Source organism: Streptosporangium sp. NPDC053982 (genome assembly GCF_055585205.1).
The window spans coordinates 58,638-74,773 of the sequence record NZ_JBVJKQ010000015.1; the positions used below are offsets into that span (position 1 = coordinate 58,638).

A 16,136-nucleotide genomic window follows, 5' to 3' on the forward strand; every position below is an offset into this window, starting at 1 on the left:
ATCAGCACGTTGAGCAACGACAACCCTACCGTGAGTAGCGGGTCAGATACCGCCAAGATGACCATGTACGGCGCGCACGATCGGCAGGTCCGCGGGCAGCCACTCCACGTCGAACAGCTCATGGGCGGCCAGCCAGCGCAGTTCCAGGTGCTCCTTGGCCTCCGGCTCCCCCTCGGTGATCCGCGCCATCCAGACCCGGAGCACGTAGTCGCCGGTCAGCGGCCAGTCGCCGCCGACCTGGACCCCGGCCGCGACGATGACCCCCAGCTCCTCCAGGCACTCGCGGACCAGGGCCGTCTGGTCGTCCTCCCCCGGATCGACCTTCCCCCCGGGCAGCTCCCAGCCGCCGGCCAGCTCGGGCGGCTCGGCGCGCTGGGCGGCGAGCAATCTGCCGTCGCCGTCGAGGATCGCGGCCCCGACGACGACCTTCTTCACGCGGAACTCCTTCAGCCTTGCTCCTTCAGTCTGAGCTGTTCGAGGACCTGCGGGTTCTGCAGCGGGCGGGTGTACCCGACGATGCCGGTGCGGTCGCGGTAGGTGGTCACCTTGATCGGCCCGCACAGTGTGCACCGTGCCTCCACCATCTTGCCCGGCGAGACGACCATGCCGACGTGTCCCGGGTTGTTGGCGCTCGTTCCTGGCCCAGCGTTGAAGAAGACCAGGTCACCGGGTTGCTCCTCGCCCGCGTCGACCCGCACCCCGAAGGGCCACTGACCGAAGGTGGTGCGCGGGATCGTCAGGCCGGCGCTGCGGTAGGCCATGTAGATGATCCCCGAGCAGTCGAAGGCGTCCGGCCCGGTGCCGCCCCACACGTACGGCTTGCCGCGCTGGGCGAGCGCGTACTGCAGGATCTGGGCCACCGCCTCGCTGGGCGCCGCCTGCACCAGCGGCTCGTCGCAGGCGGGCTCGGCCTGCGGCGGCACGGCGACCGCGCCGTCCTCGGCGTATCTCCGCGCGATCTCCATGACCTGGTCGACGTACCACCAGGCCCGGTTGTAGACGAACAGCGACCGCCGCACGTCCTCCGGCGCGCCGTTGCGCTTGAGCATCTTCGCCGCGCCCAGGATGGCGTCGGCGGGGTTGTACACGTCGGCCCAGCCGTCGCCGTCGCCGTCGGAGGCGTAGCCGTTGAACTTCGAGGGAATCTTGATCTTCGCCTTGCCGCCCCACGTGCCGATCAGGAACTGCATCGGCCCGGCGGCGCCGGCGTAGTTGGTGCCGCTGCGCACCCCGGGCAGGGTGGAGCGGCCGTGGTCGGTCTCGCGCTTGCCCACCCCGGCGAGCACGTTCCACTGCACGCCGACCTGCTTGCCGTACTTGCGGTACAGCTTCAGGTAGTCCGCGGGGATGTCCGAGGCGGCGGCCTTGGACTCGGCGCTGACGTTCTTCACGGCCGCCTCGCAGTCGGGCAGCCCGCCGCCGCCGACGATCGACGGGAACGTGCTGACCATCATCATCGGCGCCATGATCAGCGTGAGCAGGCAGACCCCGGCGACGCCGAGGATCAACGGGATCCGCGTCCTGCGCCCGGCCCTCACCGCGGGCCGCCGTTCATCCGTCCTCCCCTGGCGGCGAGGTGCGGTCGTCCCCCTCCTGGCCCGCGTCGGCCGGCTCCAGGTTGTGGACCCGCCACTCGGTGCCGACCTCGATGAGCGTGACGGCGTAGTCGTCGGTCAGGTCCCGGGGCCCGGCCTTGGTGGTGATCTTCTGGGTGCCGGTGACCACGAAGGTCACCGAGGTGTCCTGCACCTGCCGGATCGCCTTGACCTCGGCGCTGCCGACCGAGACGACCTGGTCGGCCTTGTTGGCCTCGATCGTGCCGGGCGAGGAGAAGGTGCGCAGCAGGACGTCGGCGAACTCGGTCGTGGTGTAGCCGCCGACCCGGTCGCCGTAGGCCGCCGGGTCCTCGTCGTAGCGGTAGGTGCCGTACGCGGCGGTGAACCGCCGGGCGTAGTCCGCGGCCGCGGCGAGCTCCTGCTTGGTCATCGGCAGGTAGGAGTAGACGTCGAAGGGCGCGTCGCTGGCCGTGGCCGCGGGGCGGGGCGGTTCGGCGCTCACCCGCGCCCGCGCCTGCGCCGTCGCCCGGTCCGCCCGCGCCGGGTCCTGTCCGGCCGGTTCCCCGCCCGGCTGCCCCGACATCATCGTCAGGTAGACCCCGACGCCGGCGAGCATCGCGACCAGCACCGCGAAGACGAGTCCCCGGCGGTTGCCGCCTTCTGCCATCGTCAGTCCGCCTCCGGCTTCGAGGCGCGCAGCCAGAACGGCGCGGGCGCGTCATCGGCCTGCCTGTCCCGCTCGGAACGGCTGGGCAGCCAGAGCGGGGGAGCTTCGGACCGCCGCTCGGACCGGCCGGGATCGCGCCTGGAGCCTGAGGAGCCGCCGGAGCCGAACAGGCCGCCACCGGACCCCGAGGAGCCGCGCGAGCCGCCCGACGACCCGCCGGAGGAGGAGCGCGACGAGCCGCGCGAGGAACCGCCGGAGGACCCGCGTGAGGGCGGATCGGAACGCCGGGACCCGCCGCCACCGCCGCCGCCGCCGCCGAAGAGGCTCGCGCCGCTCCGGCCGCCGCCCGAGGAGGACGGCGCCGCGGACCGGCCCGCCGTCGAACCGGACCCGCCACCCGGGGAGGAGCCGCCCCGCGGGGCCCAGCCGCCGCCGGACCGCCCGCCGAACCAGCCGTTTCCGCCGCGGCCCCCGGAGGAGCCGCCGGACCTGACCGTGGACCCGCCGGACCCGCCGGACCCACCGGACGCGCCGGATCCGCCCGCCGTACGGCCGGACCCGCCGCCCACCGCGCCGCCGGCCGCCCCGGAGAGGTTGAGCGGCGGCGCCGCGCCCGGACGCGCCGCGGTGACCGGACGGCCCCCGGCCTTGCGCCGCCCGCCCCCCTGGGCGTCGGTGTCCAGCGGCGCGGGCTGCGCGCCCGCCGGGACCCGGGTGCCGGAGGGCGTGCCCGCCGCCGCGCCGCCGTCCTCGCCGCGGACCCTGCCCTGGGCGACCGCCGCGGCCGCCGTCGCCGCGGACGCGCCGGTGGCGAGCGCCGCGGCCTGCAGCGCGGGTTCGGCCTTGCGCATGCCCCAGCGGCCGACCCGGGCCGCCGCGACGGGCGGCAGCACACCCGCCGCCCGCTGCAGGGTCGGCGCGGTGGCGGCGTCGCCGAGCACGCGGGTGGCGAGCGTGTGGCCGTCCATGGAGGCGAACAGGTGCTGGAACGGCCGCCGGTAGAAGAACACCGCGATCGTCAGCAGGGCCATGAACATCACCTGCATGCCCCACGGCATGGCGGTGGAGATGATCAGGGCGTAGCCGTACACCAGGACGCCGAGGACCAGGGCGAGCACCGCCTGCCGCAGCAGCGTGCCGACCAGCATCTCCACCCAGCGCATCGCGATGATGCGGCCGGAGCCGGGATGCACGCCGAGCAGCAGGAAGATCGGCCCGAGGATGAGCAGCAGCAGGAACCCGACCTTGAGCACCAGCAGCGAGACCGCCACCAGGAAGATCAGCACGCCCGCGACCATCGCGGCCAGCAGGGCGCCGATCGCGATGCCGAGCCGGCTCGTCCAATCCTTTCCCTGGAACAGGAAGAAGATCGGCGTGTTCTCCAGAGGCTTGGCGATCTCCTCCTCGTACCGTAGCTGGTGGGAGTTGGTCGCGGGCAGCTGCGCGGCCCGCATCTCGGCGGCGTCGATGGCCTGGATGTCCAGCAGCCTGGGAGCGAGCTTCTGCACGACCGGGGCGGTCGCGTCGGCGGTGCCGAACTCGCCCATCAGCCACGGCTTGCAGACCAGCACCGACCAGAGCGCGTCGGCGTTCTGCTCGACCCCGGGGACGCCGGCCTGGCCGTAGCCGCCGGACCTGACCTGGGGAGCGGGGTCGTCCTTGGCGGGCACGCAGGAGGTGCCGCCCGCGCCGGGCAGGCCGGAGAAGGCCGAGTTGACGACCTCGCCGGTCTTGTCGGTGACGACCTTCCCCAGCGAGGTGAAGTCGCCGGGGCGGCTGAAGAACCAGACCGCCACGGTGACCGCGAGGACCATCCAGATGACGCCCTCGGCGGTGGTGGTCGCGCGTTTGCGGATGAGGCCGTACCAGGCGAGCCAGATGGCGCCGAGGATCACGACCGGCCGCAGGTACGGCCAGTACATGGCGTTCGCCAGGTTGGTCACGATGTCGTCGACGACATCCTTGATCGACTCCAGTGGGCCCTCGGTCGCGGCCGCCTGGTAGGTGGTGATGGTCAGCCGGTCGAGCGACTTGGCCCAGGAGAAGACCGTGTTGGCCCAGGCGTTGCCCAGCACCGCCGCGACGTCGTCGCAGCCCAGGTTGTAGGTGTGCCAGAACTGGCCGCTCATGCCGTAGGTGGCGTAGTTGCCCTGCGCCGCGGCGGTCGTCCCGGGCGCGGCCGGGGCGGGCGTCGGCGTGATCGACGCGCCCGACGCCGCGGGCCGGTCCGGGTCCGGGGGCTTGACCAGGCCGTCCACGCCCGAGCCGACGACCTCGGGGGTGAGGTCCGGCGACAGGTCGCAGGGTGCGGCGACGGCGACGGACCCCTCCCCGGGGAACACCAGGGGCAGCGCGAGGAAGGCGGTCAGCGCCACCAGCGCGATGGCGATCCGCCTGCGTAGCCGGCTGCGGGGACTTCTCTTTCCCTTCCGGGAGCCCCCGTGCCCGCCGCGGGACTTCACGTGCCCCTTGCCGGAGCCCTTCATGAGCGCACCTCCACCGCCACGGCGCCCTGCCTGCTGACTCGGTCTCCCCCGGGCTGACCCTGGGGGTCGGCCGGGGGCCTCTCGTGGGTCGGGTTCGTGTCGAGCCAGCGCAGCAGCTCGTCGGAGATGAGGTCCACCCCGATGCGGCCTGCGCGGCCGTCCAGGTCGCGGAAGACGCACTCGCCGTTGCCGAGCGAGCGCAGGACCGCCTTGTGCTCCTCGGAGGGCTCGACCCCGAGCAGCGCCATCACGTGGCCGACCTCCACCCGCTCGGTGGACCGGAACGCGAACACCGACGACAGGCAGTTGGTCACCTGCTCGCTCAGCAGGTCGCCCGCGTTCTGCGAGACCAGGACCAGCGCGGTGTTGCGGGAGCGGCCCATCCGGCTCACCTCGGGCACCAGCTTGGCGCCCTCGGGGGTGGAGGTGATCGCCCACGCCTCGTCCAGGAAGATCGCCTTGGGGGTCCGCCGGTCGAGGCCGTTCATCAGGCCCCGGGCGAACTGCGCGACGAGGTAGAGCAGAGCCACCGACAGCCGCTGCTCGTAGGAGTAGTCGTCGCGGCCGGTGGCGGCGTCCGGGAGGGTCAGGCCGCCGAGGGTGAAGACCGTGGTCCAGCCCTCGGTGTCGATCTGCTCGCCGCCGGAGGGGTCGAAGCAGAGCCGGGCCAGATGCATCTCCGACATGGAGCGCAGCACCGCGCCCAGGTTCTTGGAGGCGGCGTCGTCGGTCTGCTCCAGGAACTCCACGACCTTCGCCAGCGAGGGGTCCTCGCCGTTGGCGACCGCCGCGACCGCCTGGATCATCGCCGACTCCCGCTCCTCCGACATGCGCGGCAGCAGCAGGCGCAGGGTCTCGCTCGCCATCGTCTTCTTGGCGGCGATGTCGTCGCCGAAGGAGAACGGGTCCAGCAGGCCGGGGGCCGCCGAGCCGAGCGGGATGATCCGCGCCCTGCGGCCCCGGTTGCGCAGCAGCTGCACCAGCGACTCGGCGTCGCCCTTGGGGTCGATGACCGCGACCGTCACGCCGCGCAGCGCCATCTGGTAGATCATCAGCAGCGCCAGCGTGGTCTTGCCGCCGCCGGGCTCGCCGGTGATCGCGATGGCCGTCGGGCGGTTGCGGGTGGCCGCCACCAGCGGGTCGAAGTGCACGATGCTGCGCGCCCGGCCGAGGGTCTCCCCGATGTACGGTCCCATCCACCCGGCGCCCGACTCGTCCACCCGGTCGCCGAGGTCCACGGTCGCGGTCGGCATGCCGCCCGCGATGGTGCGCAGCGGCTGCCGCTGGGCGTAGGCGTTGACCCGGACCCGCTCGCCCGGCAGCGCCTCGCAGAACAGCGAGAACTGGTCGCCGGTGGAGTTGACGATGTCGATGCCCATGTCGCGGTAGTGCTCCACGACCGCCTCGACCCGCTGCACGCAGATCTCCTCGGTCGGGGCCGACACGATCAGCCGGTGCCAGCCGTACACGAACGGCAGGCGTTCCTTGGTGATGCCGTGCTCCAGCATCCGGGCCGCGTCGATCTGCTCGGCCAGCGCCAGCGGCGCCTCGGCGCCCGCCTCGCGGATGTGGATGTCCATGTCGCGGGCGTGGGCGAGCTTGCGCGCGACGTCCTTGCTGGCCTTGACCGGCGAGATCAGCCGCATCCGCGACGAGACCTCCACCGGGAACGGCAGCTGGTCGGCGAAGTGCATCCACGGCTCGCCGTCGGGGAACGGCATCAGGTCGGGGAAGCGGGCGAACGACAGGTGCGCCACGTAGGAGTCGCCGTACGGCTGCTCGATCCGCAGCAGCGACCTGCCGTTGTGGATCTGCCCCTCGACCAGCGACTCGATCTCACCCTGCCCCCACCTGCGCTTGGGGCTGGCCGAGGCCGGCGGGTCGCCGAGGGAGCCGGTCGCGGCGTGCTGGAACAGCCAGGCGATCTCGGTGGAGGTGGCGTGCCGGGCGTACAGGGCGCTGGCCGACAGCGCCCGGCCCAGCCGCTCGGCCTGCTCGGTCCACCGGGCGACCTCGGTCCTGGGGACGTGGTCGTCGTCGATGCCGAGGGCCTTCTCGCCGCGCTGGTAGAAGCCGAAGATCTGGGAGAGCACGCCGTCGCCGACCTGCCTGCCGCGCGGCCCGAGCCGCACGCCGAGGTAGACCTCCTTGGACCAGAAGTCCTTGGCCCACACGTGGCGGTACATGTCCTCCAGGTAGTCGCGCCAGCCCGGCCCCTCGTCGGAGGTGGCGTTCAGCGCCATCGCCCACTCGGCCGCCGGGTAGGTGCGGTGCGCCACCCGCAGGTGCACCTCGGCGTCCGGCATCCGGATCGCCGCCAGCGCGATGGTGATGTTGGTGGCCAGCGCCTCCCGCTCCTCGGGGGTGACGAACTCGTAGCTCACCGTCGGCAGCCTGAAGTAGGCCCAGACCGCCGAGTCGGTCAGCAGGATCCGGTCGTCGAAGTACCGGACCGCGAGACGGCTGTGCGCCCGTGACGCGCGGCTCACCCGATCCCCCCCGTCCGGCCCCCGGCGTGACCCGCCGGCCGTACGGCGCGACCCGCCCGGCCACCCGTCAGGCGTACGGCGCCGGTCCGCCCGCCCGTCCGCCCTGCGCGGCCGTTCACCACGTCACCTCGTCACGCCCGTACACCACGTCTCGTCCCGCCCGGGGGATCACTTGGCCAGCTCCTCCTCGCTCGATCGGACCGTCTGTGCCGTTCCGAGTCCCGCGACCACGACCCCGGCCAGTGCGAGGTACGCCCGGCGGCCGGCAGTCCGCAGGTGGGACGGCTCGACCAGCTCGGACCTGCCCGGGGCCAGCTCGTCCTCCCACGGCACCCGCACGATCGCCCGGCACCTGCCGCGCGCGACCGCCTCGGCCTGCTCGACGTCGCCCATGCTGCGGCGGCTGACGCCGTTGACCACCAGGACCGCGCGGCGCCGCAGGTCGGCGCAGCCGTGCCCGTCGAGCCACTCGTAGGTCATGGCCACCGCGTCCGGGCCGTCCTCGCTGGCCGGGACGACCAGGACGAGCTGGTCGGCGTAGGGCAGCACCCGGGCGGCCAGCGCCGCCGCGGGGTCGACGACCACGAGCTTGTAGTGCTGCTCCAGCGTGTCCATGGCCTGGCCGAGCCGCCGGTCGGAGAAGAGCGTGCGGTCCGCCAGGCGCTGTTCGGCCCCGGCGTCGCTGTCGCCGGCCAGCACCTCCAGGCCGGAGGCGCAGCGGCTGGTGTAGGCGCGCATGCCGAGGTATCCGTGGACGGTGTCGAGGCCGGCCAGCAGCGAGGTCAGCGTCTCGGGCGACTCGCCCCTGACCCGGCTGGAGAGGTTGTGGCGGCCCACGCCGGCGTCGACCGCGAGCACCCGGTCCTCGCGGTGCCGCGCGAGGGTGTGCCCCAGCATGAGCGCGGTCGTGGTCTGCCCCGCGCCGCCGGTGCAGCCCAGCACGACCACCCGGCGGCTGCCGGGGAACGGCGCGGTGGCCCGCGCCTCGTCGATCTCCGAACCGTCCGTACGGCCTCCGCCGCCGGGCCCGACGACCACCTGGGCCAGCCGCCGCCACCCGCCGGAGGAGTCACGGCCGACGACCGACTCCACCCGGCGGATCCGGGCCGCGCCGGAGACGGGCTCGTCGCCGCGGGTGGTGCGGGGCACCGGCACCGCGGGCGCCACCGGGTCGGCCGCGGGGCCGGTCGCCGAGGGGACCGCGCGGATCGGGACCCCGCCGGAGCGCGCCGGGGGGCGCTCCGCGGGTCGCGCCGGAGGATGCTCCGCGGGGTGCTCCGCCGGCTCGGGGGGATGTCCGGCCGGCTGCCCCGAGGGGTGCTCCGCCGGGTGCCCGGAGAGGGGTTCCGCGTGGCGCTCCGGGGACCGCGTCCGCCGCCGCTCGGCGAACCGCTCCAGCGACGCGGGCGCCTGCTCCCCGTCCCGGCCGGCGCCGTCGGCACGGCCGGCTCTCGGGTTCGGGACCTCCTCGGCCCGGCCCACGCGGCCTGCCTCGTCGGCGCGGCCGGCCTCCGCGGAGGCGGCGAGCCTGCGCAGCCGCCGCAGCGCCTCGGTGTCGATCGGCGGTGTCGCGGCGGACGACCCCCCGGAAGCCGCGGGCCGCGCTTCGGGAGCGGCGGGCCGCTTCCCGGTGAAGACCGTGCGCGTCTCCGCGGCGGCGGGGGCCTCCCGGGCCGCCGGTACGGCGCGCGCCGGGTCCGCCGGGCCCGCCGCCGGGCTCATCGCCCGCACCGGCGCGGTTCCGGCCGCGGCGGGCGGGCGCGCGGCCGGCGGCTCGGCGCGCGCGGGCGCTGCGGGATCCCCGAGGGGCGGAGCGGGCTCGGCGGGGCTCCCGAGGGCCGGAGCGGTGCCCCGGCGCGCGGCCCGGACCGCGCCCCACGCGGCGCGGCCCCGGCTCGTCTGCTCCCCGCCGGTCGTCTCCGCGGCGTACCCGCGGGCGGTCGCGTCCTGGGTGGCCTCCAGGGCCGCCGCGGCGGCGGCCGCCACGGCGGGACGGACCTCGCGGGGGGAGGCGGCGCGCCCGGCCTGGGTGTGCCGGGCCTTGCGCGCGGACTTCACGCGGACGTCGGCGGCCCGCCGGGGGGCGGCCCGCCAGACCTTCCCGGTCAGGGTGATCTCGGTGGGCTCGGCGACCGGCGCCATCCGGCACCAGGTGCGTGGCTCCCCCATGTAGCGGGTCTGCGACTGCAGCAGCTCGGTGAGCCGCTTGCTCTCGATGACCGGGCGGGTGGACAGCCAGGTCACCACCCCGGGCGGCACGATGTAGAGCACGTGCCAGGGGGCGTCGAAGGGCAGGCCGAGAAGCGCGAGCAGCAGCGACCAGGGAACCGCCACACCCACGAACACACCGATCCAGACAATGGGAAGCGGCATCGGCAGCCGTAGGTCGTACAGCTTGTAGAGCCGCTTCTCAATCCGCCAGATATTGGTATACGTGGGCAGATCCACGCGCTCCTCCTTTCCGCCTCTCGTTCTCTGACCGCCTGACGCGGTCTCAACCCCCCGTGATGCCCAGTGCGCCCGCGATCGCCTTGGCCGTCACCTCGATGATGTTCGGCACGTAGAAGATCACTCCGATGGCGATGGCCAGGATGATGAACTGCACGAACCTGGTGATCTCCCTGGTGAAGAGGAAGAAGAGGGCGACGACGGAGACGACGACGAGGAAGAGCGGGGCGAAGAACCTGCGGAGGAAGTCGGCCAGGCCCTGGGTGTTGACGCCGGTCGGAGGAGCGGTCGGCTGAGCGAGGTCGATCGCGCTCAGCAGGATGGTCTTCAGGGTCACTTCTCGTCCTCCGTGCTCATGATCGCGCTCGCCGGGCGGTCACGGGTGCGTGACACGCGCGCCGGGACCCGCCTGCCGCCGGCTCGCCGATCAGGGGGGGTCTGTTCACTGTGCTCCGGCACCGTTCGATCATGAGCTCCCCACAGACCGCTTCGCGCCTCGGATGTCCTTGACGAACCACTTGTCGCCCTGTTTGACCACGGTGAGCCGGTAGGACTGCTCCAGCTTGCCGTTCATCTCCCCGGGGTCGGACGTGGTGGAGTCCGTGGAGGAGCCGGAGCCCGAGGGCACGCCCCACACGACCGTGGCCGTCACCTCGCGGGTGGCGCCGCCGACGAGCGGGACGTCGAGGTCCTTGAGCTCCGCGAAGGTGAAGGCGCCGCCGAACCCGTCCAGGGTCACGCCGGCGGCGGCGTACCGCTGCAGGGAGACGGTGTCGCCCGCGGCGTACGCCTTGAAGAAGTCGGCCAGCGGGGTGCGCAGCTCCTGCTCGGCGGCCTCGTCGCTCTCCGGCGCGGCGACCGGGGGCAGGTTGGCCGGAGCCGGGGCGGGGAGGATGCCGGGGCGGCCGGAGACGACGAGCCTGCCCTTCTCGGCGTCGTAGTAGACCGGCACCGACAGGAGCTGGCGCCGGTTGCCCGCCTGGAACGCCATGGTCACGACGGCGTTCCGGTCGTCGACGATCTCGGTGTCGTACGGCTGGACCGCTCCGGCGGCCATTCGCCCCAGCCCGTCCCAGCCGAGCTGCGGCTCGGCGGCGTCGGGGAGATAGGGGGCCAGCCTGGCGGCCCTCTCCGAGGCCCGGACCGCGTCGAAGTTCAGGTAGACCGCCGCGAACTGGCTGGCGAAGGAGGTGGCCCGGCCGACCGGGAACCCGGAGTCGGCGGAGACGGCGGACGGGCCGCTCACGGCGGTCTGCCCGGTGGCGCGCTCGAAGATGGCGCGCACGCCGTTCACCACGATGACGACGATCAGCGCCCAGATGACGATCCGGCCGACCCAGACCAGCCACCGGCCGCCTCCGCCGGACCAGCGGCCCCGCGAGGCGCCGCGCCCACGCGCCGGGGCCGGGTCGAGCTCCTGATCGTCGAGGGAACCCGGGTACGCCGACAGCTCGGCGTCGCCGGTGATCCGAGGATCACGCTGGAGCGCTGCCCTTCGAGCCATCATTCCTCCGCTCGCGCCGATCCCCCGGCCGGCGCGGTTTCGTATTACCCGCGACCCCGTTAACCATGGTCAAGGACTTACTCTAACCGCCTCGCCGATTGTTCCAGGAAAGCCACGCCTATGCTGCAGGCATCGTCCTTACCGAGCAAACCGGGTCTGGGACGCCGACGGCGCGGTGACCTGCGCCGTTCGCGGAGAGAAAACATATTCCTCCAGGTCGGCGCATGCCTCGATTACTGAAACGCCACGCATTGCTCACCAAACAGCACCGAGACTGTCCCGACCTGCGCATTTATCCCGGAAAGCATTACTCAGCGTCACTGAATGACGAATCGGGCCTGCTCAGCCGAGCAGGCCCGCCGGGAGGTCGCGGCGCGGCAGGCACCCGCGAGGCGCCGGGCCGCGTGCCCGCGGGGGAACGGCCGCCCGCCCCGGGACGTGCTCTCCCCCGGGCGCGCGGGCGTACGGACAGCGCCACCGGCGACCCGGCCGGGCCCCGATCCTTTCTCGCGGACGCGCGGGCGCGCGGAGTTCAGTCGCCGGGCGGGAGCATGGCCCGGCGTCCCGGAGCGGCAGGGGACTGGACGGTCATGCCGCCGTCGACGACGAGGAGCTGCCCGGTGAGGTAGCGCGACTCGTCGGAGGCGAGGAAGACCATGGTGTGGCCGATGTCCTCCGGGGCACCGAGGTAGGGCAGGGCGTTCGTGCGCTTGAGGTCGTCGACGACGTCCGGGGGCAGGTTGTCCAGCAGAGCGGGGGTGACCACCGCGCCCGGCGCCACGGCGTTGCAGCGCACGCGGTGCGGGCCGTACTGCACGGCGATCGACTTCGTGAGGTTGATGACGGCGGCCTTCACCGCGCCGTAGGAGATCTGCACGACATCCCCGACCAGGCCGGCCACGGAGGCGGTGTTGATGATCGAACCACCGCCGGCCCGGATCATGTGGGGGATGGCGTGCCGGGAGCCCAGGAGCGTGCTGCGCACGTTGAGGGCGACGGCGCGGTCGAACTCGGCCATGTCCAGCCGCAGCAGGTCCAGGTCCGCGCGCGGGTCCGTGCCGCCGACGTGGTTGCAGAGGACGTCCAGGCGGCCGAACTCGCCGACGGCGGCGCCCACCATGCCCGCCACGGAGTCCTCGTCCATGACGTCCACCGTCAGCGGGAGCGAGCGGCCGCCGGCGGCATCGACCAGCCGGGCCGTCTCCAGCGCGGCCTCCCCGTCGCGGTCGGCCACGGCGACCAGGGCGCCCTGTGCGCTCATCAGCCGCGCGGCGGCGCGGCCGATGCCGCCGCCGGCTCCGGTGATCAGCGCGACCTTCTCCTTCAGGCGGTTCATCGAACGGTCCCTCGCTCCCCCATCGGCATGTCAACAGTGATGACATCGTATGTCATCTATGATGACAAACCTCTTCGGCGGAAAAGGAAAGGGGCCGTCCATGACGGTGGGACCGCAGGTCCCGGCACGCCGCCGGTCGGCGGCGGCGACCCGGCGGGCGATCTCCGAGGCGGCGCGCGAGCTCTTCGCGGACAACGGCTTCGAGGCGGTGGGCATCCGGGTCATCGCCGCCCGCGCCGGCGTGGACGCGGCGCTGGTCATCCGTTACTTCGGCTCCAAGGAGCGGCTCTTCCTGGAGGTCATGGCCGTCGACCTGCCGATGACCGCGATCATGGAGGGCCCGCTGGAGAACCTCGGACCGGCCCTCGTGGAGCATGTGCTCGACCTGTCCTCCTCCCCCGCGGGAACCCTGGCGGTGACCTCGCTGTCCGCGCTCTTCCGCGCCTCGGAGCGGGCGCCGGTCCAGCAGACCCTGCGCGAGACCATCGAGAGGGCCTTCGCCGTCCCACTGGCCGGCCGGCTCCGCGGCGGCGACGCCGAGTTGCGGGCCCATCTGATCGCGGCCCAGATCGGGGGCCTGCTCACCTCCCTGCACGTGGTGCGGGACCCGGTGCTCGGCCGTGCCGACCGGGCGAGCCTGGCCGCCCGGTACGGGGCGGCCATCCAGCGCCTCGTCGACGGCGAGGACTGAGCCGCCCCGGCCCGTACAGACGGCCGCGCTCCGACGGTACGGACGTCCCCGCCTCGCCCTCCACGGCCTTCGGCTCGCCGCGGCCGGTGAGTCTGCCGTCAGGAACCGGCGCTCTCGGCGCATGCGGCGCCTGACGCCCCCGGAGACCACCCGGCGCGTTCCACCGCGGTGGAACGGATTTGCTGAATCCGCAAACGAATTCGCCATCCGGGCGGAATCCTCCGCATGCTCGGTGTGCCCGGCGTGCTCGGCATGTTCGGCGCCGAGGCGGTCGGGGAAACGGAACGACGGACGGAGCCGCTGGGGCGTTGAAGGCCGGCGGTCCCGAAGGAGGGCGCATGTCGCGACAGGCCATGGAGATCACACATCGATCGGTGTCCTCACCGGGGGGCCGGATCCACATCGCAGAGCAGGGAACCGGGCCGCTGGTGCTGCTCGTCCACGGCTTCCCGGAAACCTGGTACTCCTGGCGCCACCAGATGCCGGCGCTCGCGGCAGCGGGATATCGCGCGGTCGCCATCGACGTACGCGGCTACGGCCGCTCCTCCGCACCGGCCGCGACGGACGCGTACCGGATGCTCGACCTGGTGGAGGACGGCGTCTCGGTGGTGCACGCCCTGGGCGAGGAGACCGCGGTCGTCGTCGGCCACGACTGGGGCGCCACCATCGCCGCGACGTCCGCCCTGCTCAGGCCGGAGGTCTTCCGGGCGGTGGGACTGCTGAGCGTTCCCTACACCCCGCCCGGCGGGCCCCGCCCCAGCGACGTCTTCACGCGGCTGGGCGGGGACGAGGAGTTCTACGTCTCGTACTTCCAGGAGCCGGGCCGCGCCGAGGCGGAGATCGAACCCGATGTACGCGGCTGGCTCGCGGGCTTCTACGCGGCCCTGTCCGCCGACACCATGCCCGCGTCCGGCGCCCCCGATCCGCACTTCCTCGGCAGAGGGGGGACGCTGCGCGACCGTTTCCCCGCCGGACGGCTGCCCGCGTGGCTCGGCGAGCGGGACCTCGACGTCTACGCCGGAGAGTTCGAACGCACGGGCATGACCGGGGCGCTCAACCGCTACCGGAACATGGACCGCGACTGGGAGGACCTCGCCGCCTTCGAGGGCGCCCCCGTCACCCAGCCGTCCCTGTTCGTCGGCGGCGCGCTGGACGCCTCCACGACGTGGCTGGCCGACGCGATCGAGGCGTACCCGGTCACGCTGCCCGGCCTGCTCTCCTGTCATCTCCTCGACGGCTGCGGCCACTGGGTCCAGCAGGAGCGTCCCGCCGAGGTCAACCGGCTCCTGACCGACTGGCTCGCCGCCCTGCCCGCCTGACGGATCCGCCTGACGTGCCCGCGCGCCACCCGGCGAGGTGGGCACCCGGCCGGATGACGGGCGGCACCGTCCGGACCGTCGCTCCCTGTTCACGGGCGGAGCCGGCCGGGGTCCGCTTCCGCACCGGTCAGAGGCCGTCGGGGCGGTAGCGGGCCCGGATGTGGACGCGTTCCCCCTGGGGGCCGAAGATGCTGAGGAACTCCACCGGGCGCTCGTCGGCGTTGCCGAACCAGTGCGGGAGATGGGTGTCGAACTCGGCGACCTCGCCGTCCGCGAGGACGAAGTCCCTGTCGCCGAGCACGAGGCGCAGACGGCCGTTGAGGACGTACAGCCAGTGGTATCCCTCGTGGGATCGGGGGGCGGGCTCGCGGCCGTCGGTCAGGCCCGCGGGAAGGATGTGCTTGAACGCCTGCAGGCCGCCGGGTTTGCGGGTCAGGGGGACGATGGTCACGCCGTCGCGGGTGACCGGCTTCGGGTACACCCGGGGGTCGAGATCGGCCGGGGCGCCGACGAGTTCGTCGATAGGCATCCGGTAGGCCCTGGCCAGGGGCAGCAGGAGTTCGAGGCCGGGCCTGCGGTGCCCGGACTCCAGCCGGGACAGGGTGCTGACCGGGATGCCGGTGGTCTCGGACAGGGCGGTCAACGTGACGCCGCGGCGACGGCGCAGTTCGCGCAGCCGGGGCCCGACCGCGGTCAGCACGGTGTCGAGGTCATCGTTCATACGACCACTGTGTCCACATTTTTGCATTTTCTGCAAAGAAGTTTGCCGGGAGGGCGAAACGGGGGCACCTTGGCGCCGAAGGTGGCCGCGACGCCCGGGGGTTCCCGGGCGGCGACGGCGATCAGCACGAGGCGGCGGCGACCGGTGCCGCCGGAACCGGCGGGACGCGCGACCGCGACCGGCGGGACGGCGGACCCGCGACGGCGGCCGGCCCGGCGGCTCGCCGGGCCGGCCGCCACCAGACAGACCGACGAGAGGACCGAGCCCATGAACGCAGACCAGTGGGACGAGATGTATCGCAGCCGCGACCGCCTGTTCAGCGGCAACCCCAACGGCGTGCTCGTCACCGAGATCACCGACCTGCCGCCGGGCCGGGCGCTCGACGTCGGGTGCGGTGAGGGCGCCGACGCGCTCTGGCTGGCCCGGCGCGGCTGGCAGGTCACCGGGATCGACATATCCGAGACCGCCCTGCGACGCGCCGCGGCCTCCGCCACGGACGTCGAGGACCGCGTGGCCTGGGAGCGGGCCGATCTCATGACCACGCCGCCCCCGGCGGGCGCCTTCGACCTGGTGTCCGTCCAGTACTTCCCGCTCCTGCGCCGGGCGGGCCAGGCCGCGCCGCGCGGTCTGCTGGACGCCGTCGCCCCCGGCGGCACCCTGCTCTTCGTCACCCACGCCCTCGCCGACCTGCCCCCACACCCGGAGGGGGACTTCGACCCCGCCGGCTACTACCAGGTAGACGACATCGCCCGGCTCCTCGACCGCACCTGGGACGTCCTCGTCGACGAGACCCGCCCCCGCGTCGTCCCGCCGCCCGCCGGCACGCACCACGCCCACGACACCGTCCTGCGGGCCCGGCGCCTGCCGTGACCCGGACCCGGGAAAAGCCTGAGGGCCCGGCTCCGAAGAGCCGGGCCCT

Annotated in this window: 13 protein-coding genes; 3 read left to right on the forward strand and 10 right to left on the reverse strand. The window is 73.5% G+C overall.

Annotated features, from left to right (window positions below):
- Positions 1-42 precede the first annotated feature (42 nt).
- The 9 genes from ACZ6W9_RS26770 to ACZ6W9_RS26810 form a co-directional block, all read right to left on the reverse strand.
- On the reverse strand, positions 43-435 hold the full coding sequence (locus ACZ6W9_RS26770; protein WP_389956648.1) for a (deoxy)nucleoside triphosphate pyrophosphohydrolase: 393 nt from the start codon (positions 433-435) through the stop codon (positions 43-45).
- A gap of 11 nt (positions 436-446) precedes the next feature.
- Positions 447-1,508, reverse strand: coding sequence for a C40 family peptidase (locus ACZ6W9_RS26775; protein ID WP_389956651.1), 1,062 nt, complete (start codon positions 1,506-1,508; stop codon positions 447-449).
- Positions 1,509-1,551: 43 nt separating this feature from the next.
- The gene (locus tag ACZ6W9_RS26780) at positions 1,552-2,223 is read right to left on the reverse strand and encodes a hypothetical protein (RefSeq protein WP_362943883.1); all 672 of its coding nucleotides are present in this window, start codon (positions 2,221-2,223) and stop codon (positions 1,552-1,554) included.
- Between the two features lie 2 nt (positions 2,224-2,225).
- Complete coding sequence (locus tag ACZ6W9_RS26785) at positions 2,226-4,709, reverse strand: type IV secretion system protein (protein ID WP_470120231.1); 2,484 nt, start codon at positions 4,707-4,709, stop codon at positions 2,226-2,228.
- Entirely contained in the window at positions 4,706-7,198 is a 2,493-nt protein-coding gene (locus ACZ6W9_RS26790; protein ID WP_389956659.1) for an ATP-binding protein, read from the reverse strand. Before ACZ6W9_RS26790 ends, ACZ6W9_RS26785 begins: the two co-directional genes overlap by 4 nt.
- Before the next feature lie 168 nt (positions 7,199-7,366).
- On the reverse strand, positions 7,367-9,646 hold the full coding sequence (locus ACZ6W9_RS26795; protein ID WP_470120233.1) for a TcpE family conjugal transfer membrane protein: 2,280 nt from the start codon (positions 9,644-9,646) through the stop codon (positions 7,367-7,369).
- A 46-nt stretch (positions 9,647-9,692) separates the two neighbouring features.
- Complete coding sequence (locus ACZ6W9_RS26800) at positions 9,693-9,983, reverse strand: hypothetical protein (RefSeq protein WP_389956664.1); 291 nt, start codon at positions 9,981-9,983, stop codon at positions 9,693-9,695.
- 129 nt (positions 9,984-10,112) lie between these two features.
- Positions 10,113-11,150, reverse strand: a complete 1,038-nt coding sequence (locus ACZ6W9_RS26805) for a conjugal transfer protein (RefSeq protein WP_389956667.1) — start codon at positions 11,148-11,150, stop codon at positions 10,113-10,115.
- A gap of 532 nt (positions 11,151-11,682) precedes the next feature.
- Positions 11,683-12,486: an SDR family NAD(P)-dependent oxidoreductase gene (locus ACZ6W9_RS26810; protein WP_389956670.1), complete on the reverse strand. Its 804-nt coding sequence runs from the start codon at positions 12,484-12,486 to the stop codon at positions 11,683-11,685.
- Between the two features lie 100 nt (positions 12,487-12,586).
- On the opposite strand from ACZ6W9_RS26810, the gene ACZ6W9_RS26815 reads away from it, so the two are divergent.
- Positions 12,587-13,177 carry a TetR/AcrR family transcriptional regulator gene (locus ACZ6W9_RS26815; RefSeq protein ID WP_389956673.1) on the forward strand — a complete coding sequence of 197 codons (591 nt, stop codon included), beginning with the start codon at positions 12,587-12,589 and terminating at the stop codon, positions 13,175-13,177.
- Between the two features lie 338 nt (positions 13,178-13,515).
- Complete coding sequence (locus ACZ6W9_RS26820; protein WP_470120236.1) at positions 13,516-14,496, forward strand: alpha/beta fold hydrolase; 981 nt, start codon at positions 13,516-13,518, stop codon at positions 14,494-14,496.
- 127 nt (positions 14,497-14,623) lie between these two features.
- On the opposite strand, the gene ACZ6W9_RS26825 is transcribed toward ACZ6W9_RS26820, so the two are convergent.
- Positions 14,624-15,217 (reverse strand): helix-turn-helix domain-containing protein, encoded by a 594-nt coding sequence (locus ACZ6W9_RS26825; RefSeq protein ID WP_389956679.1) that lies wholly within the window; start codon positions 15,215-15,217, stop codon positions 14,624-14,626.
- 267 nt (positions 15,218-15,484) lie between these two features.
- Here ACZ6W9_RS26825 and ACZ6W9_RS26830 point away from each other — a divergent pair, with 267 nt between their 5' ends.
- Positions 15,485-16,087 carry a class I SAM-dependent methyltransferase gene (locus ACZ6W9_RS26830; protein ID WP_470120238.1) on the forward strand — a complete coding sequence of 201 codons (603 nt, stop codon included), beginning with the start codon at positions 15,485-15,487 and terminating at the stop codon, positions 16,085-16,087.
- The last annotated feature ends 49 nt before the right edge of the window (positions 16,088-16,136 follow it).

Coding starts and splice junctions, on each gene's coding strand:
- ACZ6W9_RS26780 (WP_362943883.1), bottom strand. CDS start 2,223: ATGGCAGAAGGCGGCAACCGCCGGGGACTCGTCTTCGCGGTGCTGGTC.
- ACZ6W9_RS26785 (WP_470120231.1), bottom strand. CDS start 4,709: ATGAAGGGCTCCGGCAAGGGGCACGTGAAGTCCCGCGGCGGGCACGGG.
- ACZ6W9_RS26805 (WP_389956667.1), bottom strand. CDS start 11,150: ATGGCTCGAAGGGCAGCGCTCCAGCGTGATCCTCGGATCACCGGCGAC.
- ACZ6W9_RS26810 (WP_389956670.1), bottom strand. CDS start 12,486: ATGAACCGCCTGAAGGAGAAGGTCGCGCTGATCACCGGAGCCGGCGGC.
- ACZ6W9_RS26815 (WP_389956673.1), top strand. CDS start 12,587: ATGACGGTGGGACCGCAGGTCCCGGCACGCCGCCGGTCGGCGGCGGCG.
- ACZ6W9_RS26820 (WP_470120236.1), top strand. CDS start 13,516: ATGTCGCGACAGGCCATGGAGATCACACATCGATCGGTGTCCTCACCG.
- ACZ6W9_RS26825 (WP_389956679.1), bottom strand. CDS start 15,217: ATGAACGATGACCTCGACACCGTGCTGACCGCGGTCGGGCCCCGGCTG.
- ACZ6W9_RS26830 (WP_470120238.1), top strand. CDS start 15,485: ATGAACGCAGACCAGTGGGACGAGATGTATCGCAGCCGCGACCGCCTG.